The organism is Methylobacterium organophilum (assembly GCF_022533465.1).
In the GTDB taxonomy this organism is placed as follows: Bacteria; Pseudomonadota; Alphaproteobacteria; order Rhizobiales; family Beijerinckiaceae; genus Methylobacterium; species Methylobacterium organophilum.
This window is the reverse complement of record NZ_CP092848.1, coordinates 481688-493647: the sequence shown is the minus strand read 5'-3', so window position 1 is coordinate 493647 and position 11960 is coordinate 481688. Positions and strand designations below refer to the sequence as shown.

Sequence of the window (11960 nt, the reverse complement as noted above, 5' to 3'; positions counted from 1 at the left end):
AGCGTGAGGAGAAATCCTTGGAAGCCTCGACCATCAGCCTGTCGGGCCGACACTCGGCAACGCCCTAATGCTAAGCAACTACGGTTTATGATCGAGGGCAATATTAGAAACCATATCAAAAAAATGGTTCTACGACAACGTAGCCATCTCCCAAATCAGGGTCATGAGCTTGTCCTGAATAGCATGAAAAATGTTCTAATGTCACTATTTCATGTCCGGATTTTATCTTAAATATATCCCTTCTATCTAATAATTCTGAAAGTAAATCATTATTATTGAGATATTTGTATAATGCTTTTGGATCTTTAAAGAAGAGAGCTCCTCTCATGAGTTTAACTTTTTTACCTTTAGGCCACGGTGGAAAGCCAGAAAAGAGAAACAGTTGCTTACCATTGTGGCAGTCTTGTTGCGGGGGCCAATGATCGATTGTTTGAATGTCGTTGGCATATGCTGAAAATAAATATGCAAAAGTATAATTTATCATAATAATAAAATGTAATACAAAATTACATGATTTGACTCTGAAATTTGACATGATGTGACCTCTCTTTTAAAATAGCTTCATGGTGAATGAGTGCAATCGAAAGTTGATTGGCTAGGCTTGGTGGGGCCAATCGAACTTCTAAGCGATCGGAATCTCGCATGTCGACATTCACACAGAGAATCAATTTGATTCTGGATGGTTATGTCCCAGGTACGAGCGAAATCGGCAAAGATCCAGTAACAGGTGAATTACTTTACAATTTTAATAGTGGCGAGAATTTTGAGAGCGCAGTTCCGCTTGGCAATGGAATTTATTTCTCGGCTGCCCATGGTTTCGATGCGCAGGTTCAGAGTCAAAGGGCGCCATATCCAGTAATTGAGTTCAAAGCAAGGAGCGCTTCGATAGAGGGTAACGATGCTACATGGCATTTTTTGCGTGACTGGCGTCCCCAATCCAATGGCAATCCAACCCAGTCATCAAATGATTTGGCTTATGTTGTTTCTAATGCGGAGGTTGATAATGAACTGATTAATCCGTTTATAGTTTATGACAGTTCTTCTGCTTATAACAATTTTATGAAAGATCGTTCTATTTATCGATATGGGCAGGTCTCAACCGACGGTCCAGCTAGCTCTGAATCCGTGAGTGACGGAGAGTTTATTAGCCCGATATCATCAGATTACGGTGATAGTGGCGGAATGGCGGTTACTCACATCGCTGGCGACGGCCAAGGGCCAGACTATGTTGCAGGTATTCTTTCTCGATCAACAGACAAAAATCTATCTTCAGACCCAGTTTTATCTTCCTTCTCATATATAAGGCCAGGCGAGTTTTACACGGCAATTAAGCTTGCGGAAAATGGCACGAGAAATGATTTTTCTAGTTTAGCTCCCGACATTATTGTTGGAGATAGAGTGGGTGGTTATATTCGGGGCGCGGGACGGCGCGCCGACATTATCACAGATGGAAACAATACAACGATTGTTGTAGAAAACGGAGGTAATATTATCAATACAGGTTCTGGATTAAATACCGTGGTTGCTATAGACCCTTCCGCGAAAAACAAAGAACTTGGAACAACTTTTGTAGTTAGCCCAGGCGATGAAGTTATTTCAGGCGCAGGAAAAAATGATAAACTCGTCGTGCTTTCGGATCGCCTTTGGTCAAATGAGAATGGCAAGCCAGTTGAAAGCACGTTAAATTACATTTCAGATACAATTAAAATAAAAGGCGGAATTGGACACAAGGCTGATTCCGAAAGCTGGGCAAGTTATGGGCCTTTTTTTAATTACAAAGGTCCTGAGGTTAGGCTTCATTCTGCTTACGATGTTTCATTTAGTCTGACAAATAATGGAGGAGAGAATAGTCTAAAAATATATTTTCAGGCTAATGACCTGTCATCCGAACTGACTGATATGGGTTATCAAGCGCTTTGGTCATCAAATATAACTATCAAAAATTTTCAAGATGGGGATCTAGGTATACATCTAACTTATGACAACGACTGGGGCGGACTCGACAGTGAAGCTTACCAGTCGGCATTTGCTCAAGCCGCAAATACCTACATTTCTGATCCAGAGAAAAGTGATTACATTAATGATAATCCTCATGATAATTGGAATGGAGTATTTTCCAGCCCTCTTTATGAAGGTCCTGCTATTAGCGATGCTGATGATCGCATTGCGCAGAATGAAGTTTATTATTTAAGATCGGCTGTTCAGGGTTCTTTGATATCAGGAACGAATCAAGATGATGTTCTCACTGGCAGCATCGGGAGTGATGATATTCGAGGCGGTGAGGGTGTCGATAAACTCATCGGCCGTTCTGGTGACGATATTTTGTCTGGTGGGGCTGGTAATGATATTTTAGATGGTGGCCCTGGCGTCAACATACTGATTGGCGGGACCGGTGAGGATACTGCTCTTATATCAGGCTTTTCTAATGATTATGAAATTAATTTTTCTGTATCAGATCAAGACATTGCTGAATTCATTGTAGATTTACGCGGTAGTGATGGTTTTGATAGCAATCATCTGAGGTCTGTTGAGCATATCAATTTTCTTGATCGGGCAGTAGATGTCATATTGCCGCGCAATGTTGCCGACTTTGGGTATATAAGCAACAATATTGAAAGTGCGTCAGGCCGAGTGTATTCTGTCTATGAAGGATTGCTCGGTAGGGCGCCCACATCGCTTGAATTGGAGCAGCACACTGCCGAAGTGCCGAACACGCTATGGCTCCAGAGCGTAATAAATAAAATCATGGCAACTGATGAATATAAAGATGTGGCAGATGCATTAGATAATACTAAATTTGTGGAATTTGTTTATGATCGCATGCTGCATCGCAGTGCAGATGATGATGGGCTTGCTTATTATAAAGATCGACTTGATCAAGGTGAAAGCAGATCTGAGATTATTGAGGAATTTAATAATTCTTCTGAGCACAAAGATTTGATTAGTGATAATTTTGACTCTGGAGTATTCGTAGTTGATAAGAATGTTGCAGATGTTGCCCGTTTGTTTCACGTAACATTTGGGCGAGCACCCGATGAGAGCGGTCTGCATTATTATGCTGATCAATTATCTGGCGGAACGTCGCTATCAGAGGTCGAAAATATATTGTACTTTTCTGATGAGGGTCGCTCAAATTTTGATAATATTTCAGATGACCAATTTGTTCAAAATATATTTTCCAGAGCGGATGGAAGGCATGCCACAAGTGCAGAACTTGATCGGTGCGTTAATGATCTGCAGTCCGGAATTAGTCGTTCTGATTTGATCATCGATATTGCCGAAAGTCAAGAAAGTCAGCATTGGCTTCTGTCGCAAATTGAGTCGGGCTGGGTTGTGACTTAGATGAGCTATAAAAAGTACTAGACAAATATTATACTAAAATATTTGTTTAGCAAAAAAGTGGTAATTTTATTGTGAGGACGTAGGGGTGTATCAAATCAATCAGTCCAAACAAAATGAGGATCCAATTTTGAGGGAATAATGTGATAAATCTGATGGCGCTGATCTGCTTTCCTGAGTGCGTCGTTGATTTGGGGCGTAATGAGCGTTCTCTATCTCCATTCACCTGTTGATCTGCTTCCCGTTCCATCCGCTGATCAAAGCCGCTGCCTTTGTCGGAATGGCTGCCCTGCCGAGCGACACCTCTTCACTTCTTCACTGATCGCTTCGGTACGCCCCCCCCAATCCCTGGCTGCGGGATGCACCCGAACAGGCCTGTCGACTTCTGACGCAGCAGTTCGGGGATGCCGGCGGCCATGTGTATGGAGGAGCGCCTTGCAGTCTGCTGGGCGATCCACAGCCGCGATTACAAGGTTGCGCATCAAGGCTTAGCCGATATCGACAGCGGCTTCGCTCTTCATCGGTTTCCGCGAAACACAAGTCCCTCAACCCCACCCCCGCGCCCGGCCCCCTTCCGAAACCCCACCCGCGATATTATTAGAAGCGCTCCACGCAGATTTCGCCGGCAGCCCTGTCGTCGGGCTTCGGCCCGGGCGGATGATGCACTCGATGAAGATCCGAAGGCCATGACCGCGCCCCGCACCCTCTACGACAAGATCTGGGACGACCACGTCGTCGATGTTCAGCCGGACGGCTCCGCGCTCCTCTACATCGACCGCCACCTCGTGCACGAGGTGACCTCTCCCCAGGCCTTCGAGGGGCTTCGCGTGGCCGGGCGCAAGGTGCGCGCCCCGGGCAAGACGCTCGCCGTCGTCGACCACAACGTGCAGACCTCGGACCGCAGCAAGGGCATCGAGGATCCCGAGAGCCGCACCCAGCTCGAGGCGCTTGCCGAGAACGTGCGCGATTTCGGCATCGAGTTCTACGACGCGCTGGACCGCCGCCAGGGCATCGTCCACATCATCGGGCCGGAGCAGGGCTTTACCCTACCGGGCCAGACCATCGTCTGCGGCGACAGCCACACCTCGACCCACGGCGCCTTCGGGGCGCTGGCCCACGGCATCGGCACCTCCGAGGTCGAGCACGTGCTCGCCACGCAGACGCTGATCCAGCGCAAGGCCAGGAACATGCGCGTCACCGTCGACGGGGCGCTGCCCCCCGGCGTGACCGCCAAGGATATCATCCTGGCGATCATCGGCGAGATCGGCACCGCCGGCGGCACCGGCCACGTCATCGAATATGCCGGCGAGGCGATCCGCGCCCTCTCGATGGAGGGGCGCATGACGATCTGCAACATGTCGATCGAGGGCGGGGCGCGGGCCGGCATGGTCGCGCCGGACGCGACCACCTTCGCCTATGTGAAGGACCGGCCGAAGGCGCCCAAGGGCGCCGCCTTTGACGCCGCCCGGCGCTACTGGGAGAGCCTGGTGAGCGACGAGGGCGCGCATTTCGACCGGGAGATCCGGCTCGATGCGGCCAACTTGCCGCCCATCGTCTCCTGGGGCACCAGCCCGGAGGACGTGGTCTCGATTCAGGGCACCGTGCCGGATCCGGCGGCGATCGCCGACGAGAACAAGCGGCAGTCCAAGGAGAAGGCCCTGGCCTATATGGGCCTGACCCCCGGCACGAAGATGACCGACATCGCGCTGGACCGGGTCTTCATCGGCTCCTGCACCAACGGGCGCATCGAGGATCTGCGCGCCGTGGCCAAGGTGGTCGAGGGCCGCAAGGTGCACGAGCGGGTCTCGGCCATGATCGTGCCCGGCTCCGGCCTGGTGAAGGCCCAGGCCGAGGCCGAGGGGCTCGACCGGATCCTGAAGGCGGCGGGCTTCGACTGGCGCGAGCCGGGCTGCTCGATGTGCCTCGGCATGAACCCGGACAAGCTCAAGCCCGGCGAGCGCTGCGCCTCCACCTCGAACCGCAATTTCGAGGGCCGCCAGGGTCCGCGCGGGCGCACCCACCTGGTCTCCCCGGCCATGGCGGCCGCGGCGGCGGTGGCCGGCCGCTTCGTCGATATCCGCGACTGGCGCGGCTGAGGCGGTTTTCGGAGGCGCCGCGGCGCGGGCCGCGGCGCCTCCGGCCGGCCCGAAGCCCCGCGAGACGGCCTCGAAGCCCCCGCGGTTCGGCTTCGGGGCCTTCGGGGTGCGGCTCCGAAGCGTTTTCGAGGCGAAGGGGCGATTTCAGCGATTGACGCCCCGCCCGTTGCCCCCTAAACGAACCCCGTCGCCGACCGCAAAGGTCCGCGCGCCCAGGTGGCGGAATTGGTAGACGCGCTGGTTTCAGGTACCAGTCTCGCAAGAGGTGAAGGTTCGAGTCCTTTCCTGGGCACCATCAGCGGCCTCAAGCGCTGATCCGCAAAGACTTCAGACAGATTATCCGGCCAGAGCCCGCGCCTTCTCGATAGGAAGGTGTTGTCGCGTACCGTCCTGCGGGATGGTGCGGCCGATGTCGCTTGCCCCGAGGCGGCCCGATTAGAACGGATCACCCCGCATCGCGCGCCCCTGTTACGGAGCGGGCGGTTGGCCTTTTGCGGTGTGGCAGCCTGATATTGGGCCAGGCAATGCCCATTGTTTGGGCGAAAGCAAACTTGACAGTATTTTAGGCAGATTCTAGCTGTTTTTTACCAAATGGTAAAAAACGGGAATCGGGTTCGATGGCGCAGAAAGGTCTTGTGTCCCGGCGTTCGGTGCTGGCCTCCGGCTTGGCCCTCGGCGCCGGCTCCCTGGTTCCCGCCCGGGCGGCCACGCCGCTCAAGGTCGCAGGCATCCACGGTTCTCCGGTCGAGAACGCCTGGAACGCGGTGCTCCACAAGGCCCTGCAGGACGCCGCCCGGGAGGGCCTGATCGAGTACGTCTTCTCCGAGGGCGTCTCGGGCACCGACTATCCCCGCGCCATGCGCGAATATGCCGAGCAGGGGGCGCGGCTCGTCGTGGGCGAGACCTTCCCGGTCGAGAAGCTGGCGCGCGAGGTCGCCGCCGACTACCCCAAGACGGCCTTCGTGATGGGGTCCAGCGGCCAGCCCGCAGGGGACAATTTCGGCACCTTCGGCACCTGGAACTTCGACGGGGCCTACCTCGCCGGCATGCTGGCCGGGCGGATGACGAAGTCGAATATCGTGGGCTCGGTCGGCGCCATGCCGATCCCCGAGGTCAACATGCTGATCAACGCCTTCGCCGCCGGCGTGAAGGCGGTCAATCCGCAGGCCAAGCACCGGGTGACCTTCATCGGCACCTTCTTCGATCCGCCCAAGGCGCGCGAGGCCGGCCTCGCCCAGATCGATGCGGGGGCGGACATCCTGTTCGGCGAGCGCATCGGCACGGCGGATGCCGCCAAGGAGCGCGGGATCAAGGCGGTCGGATCGCTGATCGACTACACCCCGCGCTATCCGGGCACGGTCTTCGCCAACGCGCTCTGGAACTTCCGGCCGATCCTCGATGCCGCACTGGCCGATGTCGCCGCCGGCAAGCCGGCGGGGCGGGACTACACGGCCTACGGGCTGATGAAGGAGGGCGGCAGCGACATCGCCTATGTGAAGGGCGTGGCGCCCGCCGAGGCGGAGGCGGCGATGGAGGAGCGGCGGTCGGCGATCAAGACCGGCGGCTTCGTGGTTCCGCAGGTGAAGACGGAGCCGAAGTAGGCGGCCATGCTCGCGGATGCGACCGCCCTCGCCGCCGCCATCGCCGCGGGGCGCCTCACGGCCGGCACCGCGATGGAGGCGGCGATCGCGGCCGGGGCGGCGCAGGGCGCGCTCGGCGCGATCGTCTTCGAGGCCCCCGATCACGGCCGGGCACGGGCGGCCGCGATCGACGCCATGCCCGTCGATGCCGCGCCGCGGGCCACCATGCCCTTCGCCGGCGTCCCGACGCTGGCCAAGGACCTCGGCGGTCCCTTCGCCGGCCTGCCGGTGGCGGCGGGGTCGCGGGCGGTTCCGCGCTCCGACGCCAGCGCCGACAGCGTGCTCGCCGCCCGTTTCCGCGCGGCCGGCCTCTGCCCCTTCGGCCTGACCACCAGCCCGGAATTCGGCCTCTCCCTCGCCAGCGAGCCGGCCGCCGGGCCCGCCTGCCGCAATCCGCTCGCGCCGGAGCGCATGGCGGGCGGCTCCTCCGGCGGCGCGGCCGCGGCGGTGGCGGCCGGCATCGTCGCCATCGCCCATGCCACGGATGCCGGCGGCTCCATCCGCGTTCCGGCGGCCTGTTGCGGGCTCGTCGGCCTCAAGCCCGGCAGGGGCTCGATCCCGGGCGGTCCCGCCTATGGCAACCATGTCGGCGGCCTGGCGAGCGAGCTCGCCGTCTGCCGCTCGGTGCGCGATGCGGCCGCGATCTTCCATGCCCTTGCTGGTGAGACGCGGGGACCCTTCCCGCCGCCGGCCTTCGCCCCGGCGACGGCCGCCGCGCCCCTGCGCATCGGCCTCCTCACGGAAACGGGTGCTGCCCTGCCGACGAGCCCGGAGCGTTCGGAGGCCGTCGAGGCGGCGGGACGGGCGCTGGAGCGCCTCGGCCATCGCCTCGTTCCGCTCGATGCCGCCGCCATCGAGCGGCTGGCTCTGGACAGCGGGCGCATCTTCGCCGGCATCGTCGCCGTCAACCTGGCGGAGGTGGCGGCCCGGCTGCGCCTCGCCCTGTCGAAGACGGAAGCGGTGACGCAGGCGGTGGCGGCGCGCGGCCAGGCGATGCGCGCCACGGAGATCTGGGCGCTGATGCGGGACATGGTCCTCGTCGGCCGCGATCTCTGGCAGGTCTTCGAGGGGATCGACGTGCTCCTCGCGCCGATGCTGGCGGAGGCGCCCCGGCCGCTCGGCAGCTTCCCGAGCGATCACGACGACATCGATCTGCATTTCCGGCGCATGCTCACCTTCGCGCCTCTCGCGCCGCTCGCCAATGTCTCCGGCTTTCCCGCCCTGACCCTGGCCTTCGGCGCGGATCGCGACGGCCTGCCGCTGCCGGTGCAGCTCCTGGCGCCGATGGGCGGCGAGCCGCGGCTCTTGGCGCTCGCCGGCCTGCTCGAGGCGGAGGGGCGCTGGCGCCACCGCTTCCCCGTGGCGGGGCTCGAGCCGTGAGCGGTCCGGTCCTGGAGCTGCGCAACGTCAGCAAGCGCTTCGGCGCCCACCTCGCCAACGACGACATCTCCCTCAGCCTGGGGAAGGGCGAGATCGTCGCGCTCCTCGGCGAGAACGGCGCCGGCAAGACCACGCTGATGAGCATCCTGTTCGGGCATTACACGCCCGATCGCGGCACGGTGCGGGTGATGGGCGCCGCGCTGCCGCCGGGCCGGCCGCGGGCGGCGATTCGCGCCGGGGTGGGCATGGTGCACCAGCACTTCTCGCTGGCGCCGAACCTCACCGTCCTCGAGAACGTCACGGCCGGCACGGAGCGGCTCTGGTCGCTGCGCGCCCGGACCGGGGCGGCCCGCGCCAAGCTCGCGGAGATCGCCGCCCGCTTCGGGCTCGAGGTCGATCCGGATGCGCGGGTGGGCGATCTGTCCGTCGGCGAGCAGCAGCGGGTCGAGATCCTGAAGGCGCTCTACGGCGACGCGCGGATCCTCGTCCTCGACGAGCCGACGGCGGTGCTCACCAATCCCGAGGCGGAGCGGCTGTTCGCGACCCTGAAGGCGATGGTCCGGCAGGGGCTCTCCCTGATCTTCATCTCGCACAAGCTCGACGAGGTGATGGCCACCGCCGACCGCATCGTCGTGCTGCGCGGCGGCAAGCGGGTCGCCGAGCGCGCCGTCGGCGCGACGAGCAAGGCGGAACTCGCCGCGCTGATGGTCGGCCGCGCCGTGACGCGTCCGCGCCGCGAGGCCTCGACCCCCGGCGAGACCGTGCTGGAGGCGGTGGGGATCACCCTGCGCCAGGGCGGCGTCGATCGCCTCAAGGCGGTGGATTTCAAGCTGCGGGCCGGCGAGGTGCTCGGCATCGTCGGCGTCTCGGGCAACGGCCAGGCGGATCTGGCGCGGCTCCTCGGCGGCACCGCGCGCCAGAGCGCCGGCTCCCTCCTCCTGTTCGGCCGCGAGGTCGAGCGGTTCGGCGTGGCGGAGGCGATCGCAGCGGGCATCGGCCGCATCCCCGAGGATCGCAACCGGGAGGGCGCGATCGGCGAGATGGCGCTCTGGGAGAACGCCGTGCTCGAACGCCTGCCGCATTTCTCGCGGCGTGGCCTCGTCGACCGCCGGGCCGGCATCGCCTTCGCCCAGCGCATCATCGAGGGGTTCGACGTGCGCGGCGGCAGGCCGACGAGCCGCATCCGCCTTCTCTCCGGTGGCAACATGCAGAAGCTGATCCTGGGGCGCAATCTCGTGGAGCATCCTCGCATCCTGGTCGCGGCCCAGCCGGCGCGCGGGCTCGACGAGGGCGCCGTGGCCGCCGTCCACGGGCACCTCCTGGCGGCGCGCCGGGCCGGCACGGCGGTCCTGCTGATCTCCGAGGACCTCGACGAGGTGCTGGCCCTGGCCGACCGGGTCCAGGCCATCGTCGGCGGGCGCCTGTCGCCCCCGGTCGCGGCGGAGGCCGTCGACCGCCAACGGCTCGGGCTGATGATGGCCGGGGAATGGACGAAGGACGGAGTCTCCCATGCGGTTTGAGCGGCGCGCGCATCGCCCGGCCCTGCTCGTGCTGGCGACGCCGGTCATCGCCGTCCTCGCGGCGCTTGCCGTGGCCGGCCTGCTCATCGCGCTGGCCGGGGCGTCGGTCCCCGAGGCCTATCTGCGCATCCTCCAGGGCGCCTTCGGCTCCCGCCTCGCCACGACCGAGACCCTGACGCGGGCGACGCCCCTGATCCTGACGGGGCTCGCGGCCGCGGTCGCGTTCCGGGCCCGACTCTGGAACATCGGCGCGGAGGGCCAGCTCTATCTCGGCGCGATCGCCGTGGCGGCCGTGAGCGCCCATCTCGTCGGCGACTGGCCCCCCGCGGTCCAGATCCCGCTGCTCCTCGTCGTCGGGGCGGCGGCCGGGATGCTGCTCCTGCTGCTGCCGCTCTGGCTGCGCCTGCGCTTCTCCGTCGACGAGGTGGTGACGACGCTGCTCCTCAACTTCGTCGCCGTCCTCTTCGTCTCGATGCTGATCGACACGGTGCTCAAGGATCCCCTGGCCTTCGGCTGGCCGCAATCGGATTCGGTCGCGGACGCCGCGCGCCTGCCGAAGCTGCTGGATCGCTCGCGCCTTCACATCGGCCTCGCCATCGCGGTCCTGCTGGCCCTGGTCGTCCAGTTCGTCCAGGCCCGCACCACTTTCGGCCTGCGGGCGCGGGCGGCGGGCCTCAGCCCGGCGGGGGCGCGCTTCGCCGGGGTGCCGCTCGGGCGTACGCTGGTCCTGGTGGCGATGATGTCGGGCGGCCTGGCGGGGCTCGCCGGCGCGGTCGAGGTGATGGGCGTGAAGGGCTATGTCACGACCGATCTGTCGCCGGGCTACGGCTATTCCGGCATCGTGGTCGCCATGCTCGCCAATCTGCAACCGCTCGGCGCCGTGCTGGCGGCCCTGTTCATCGCGGCGATGTTCGTCGGGGCGGACGGCATGAGCCGCGGCATGGGCATTCCCACCTACATCGCCGACGTGACCGTGGCGCTCTCGCTCCTCGCCATGCTCGTGGCGCTCTTCTTCACGCAGTACCGCATCGCGCGATGATGGATCTCCTCGACATCCTCTCCTCGGCGGGATTGTGGGCGGCGGTCCTGCGCATCGCCACGCCCCTGATCTTCGGCACCCTCGGCGCGCTCCTCTGCGAGCGGGCGGGCGTCCTCAATCTCGGCATCGAGGGCATCATGACCTTCGGCGCCATGATCGGCTGGCTCGCGGTCTATCGCGGGGCCGACCTCTGGACGGGGCTGCTCGTCGCGGGGCTGGCGGGGGCGGCCTTCGGCCTGCTCCACGCGGTGCTCACCGTCACCCTCGGCCTGTCCCAGCACGTGGTGGGGCTCGGGGTGACGCTGTTCGCGTCGAGCTTCGGCTACTACGTCTTCCGGCTGATGGTGCCGGTGGCCGGCACCCCGCCGACGATCACGCCGTTCCAGCCGGTCGAGCTCCCGGGCCTGTCGACGCTGCCCCTGGTCGGCCCGTCCCTGTTCTCCCAGACGCCGCCGACCTACCTCGCCATCCTCCTCGCCCTGGTCCTGGCCTATATCCTCGCCCGCACGCCCCTCGGCCTCGCCCTGCGCCTGACGGGCGAGAACCCGCATGCGGCGGAGGCGCAGGGCATCGACCCGATTGTCCTGCGCTACGGCGCCGTCGTGGTGGGCAGCGCCCTGATGGGCCTGGGCGGCGCCTACCTGACGCTGTCGGCCTTCAACAGCTTCTTCCCGACCATGATGCAGGGCCGCGGCTGGATCTGCATCGCCCTGGTGGTCTTCGCCTCCTGGCGGCCGGGCCGCGCCCTTCTCGGCGCGCTGCTCTTCGCCTTCTTCGACGGCTTCCAGCTCCGGCTGCAGACGGTGCTGAACGGCGCCGTGCCGTATCAGCTCTTCCTGATGATCCCCTATCTCCTGTCCATCGCGGCGCTCGCCGCCATGGCGCGCAACGCCCGCGTGCCGCAGGCCCTGATGCAGCCCTATCGGCGCGGCGAGCGCTGATCCGC

General features: G+C 62.2%; 8 protein-coding genes and 1 tRNA gene. 8 read left to right on the top strand and 1 reads right to left on the bottom strand.

Features of this window, described 5'->3' with window-relative positions; all coding sequences use genetic code 11:
- Positions 1 to 115: 115 nt before the first annotated feature.
- Positions 116 to 535: a hypothetical protein gene (locus tag MMB17_RS02225; RefSeq protein WP_241100918.1), complete on the bottom strand. Its 420-nt coding sequence runs from the start codon at positions 533 to 535 to the stop codon at positions 116 to 118.
- A gap of 107 nt (positions 536 to 642) precedes the next feature.
- Here MMB17_RS02225 and MMB17_RS02220 point away from each other — a divergent pair, with 107 nt between their 5' ends.
- The 8 genes from MMB17_RS02220 (at position 643) to MMB17_RS02185 (ending at position 11955) form a co-directional block, all read left to right on the top strand.
- Positions 643 to 3342, top strand: a complete 2700-nt coding sequence (locus MMB17_RS02220; RefSeq protein WP_241100917.1) for a DUF4214 domain-containing protein — start codon at positions 643 to 645, stop codon at positions 3340 to 3342.
- Between the two features lie 683 nt (positions 3343 to 4025).
- Positions 4026 to 5435: a 3-isopropylmalate dehydratase large subunit gene (gene leuC / locus MMB17_RS02215; protein WP_241100916.1), complete on the top strand. Its 1410-nt coding sequence runs from the start codon at positions 4026 to 4028 to the stop codon at positions 5433 to 5435.
- A 210-nt stretch (positions 5436 to 5645) separates the two neighbouring features.
- Positions 5646 to 5730: transfer RNA gene (locus MMB17_RS02210), tRNA-Leu, on the top strand.
- A 322-nt stretch (positions 5731 to 6052) separates the two neighbouring features.
- The gene (locus MMB17_RS02205) at positions 6053 to 7036 is read left to right on the top strand and encodes a BMP family protein (protein WP_238311791.1); all 984 of its coding nucleotides are present in this window, start codon (positions 6053 to 6055) and stop codon (positions 7034 to 7036) included.
- A 6-nt stretch (positions 7037 to 7042) separates the two neighbouring features.
- Positions 7043 to 8455 carry an amidase gene (locus MMB17_RS02200; RefSeq protein WP_241100915.1) on the top strand — a complete coding sequence of 471 codons (1413 nt, stop codon included), beginning with the start codon at positions 7043 to 7045 and terminating at the stop codon, positions 8453 to 8455.
- Positions 8452 to 9975 (top strand): ABC transporter ATP-binding protein, encoded by a 1524-nt coding sequence (locus MMB17_RS02195; RefSeq protein ID WP_241100914.1) that lies wholly within the window; start codon positions 8452 to 8454, stop codon positions 9973 to 9975. The genes MMB17_RS02200 and MMB17_RS02195 overlap by 4 nt, the downstream gene beginning before the upstream one ends.
- Positions 9965 to 11014, top strand: a complete 1050-nt coding sequence (locus tag MMB17_RS02190) for an ABC transporter permease (RefSeq protein ID WP_238311788.1) — start codon at positions 9965 to 9967, stop codon at positions 11012 to 11014. The genes MMB17_RS02195 and MMB17_RS02190 overlap by 11 nt, the downstream gene beginning before the upstream one ends.
- Positions 11011 to 11955: an ABC transporter permease gene (locus MMB17_RS02185; protein ID WP_238311787.1), complete on the top strand. Its 945-nt coding sequence runs from the start codon at positions 11011 to 11013 to the stop codon at positions 11953 to 11955. The genes MMB17_RS02190 and MMB17_RS02185 overlap by 4 nt, the downstream gene beginning before the upstream one ends.
- Positions 11956 to 11960: the final 5 nt, after the last annotated feature.

Excerpts from the sequence above, each read along its gene's own strand:
- MMB17_RS02200 (WP_241100915.1), top strand. The coding sequence starts at position 7,043 with ATGCTCGCGGATGCGACCGCCCTCGCCGCCGCCATCGCCGCGGGGCGC.
- MMB17_RS02185 (WP_238311787.1), top strand. The coding sequence starts at position 11,011 with ATGATGGATCTCCTCGACATCCTCTCCTCGGCGGGATTGTGGGCGGCG.
- MMB17_RS02205 (WP_238311791.1), top strand. The coding sequence starts at position 6,053 with ATGGCGCAGAAAGGTCTTGTGTCCCGGCGTTCGGTGCTGGCCTCCGGC.
- MMB17_RS02190 (WP_238311788.1), top strand. The coding sequence starts at position 9,965 with ATGCGGTTTGAGCGGCGCGCGCATCGCCCGGCCCTGCTCGTGCTGGCG.
- MMB17_RS02225 (WP_241100918.1), bottom strand. The coding sequence starts at position 535 with ATGTCAAATTTCAGAGTCAAATCATGTAATTTTGTATTACATTTTATT.
- MMB17_RS02220 (WP_241100917.1), top strand. The coding sequence starts at position 643 with ATGTCGACATTCACACAGAGAATCAATTTGATTCTGGATGGTTATGTC.
- leuC (WP_241100916.1), top strand. The coding sequence starts at position 4,026 with ATGACCGCGCCCCGCACCCTCTACGACAAGATCTGGGACGACCACGTC.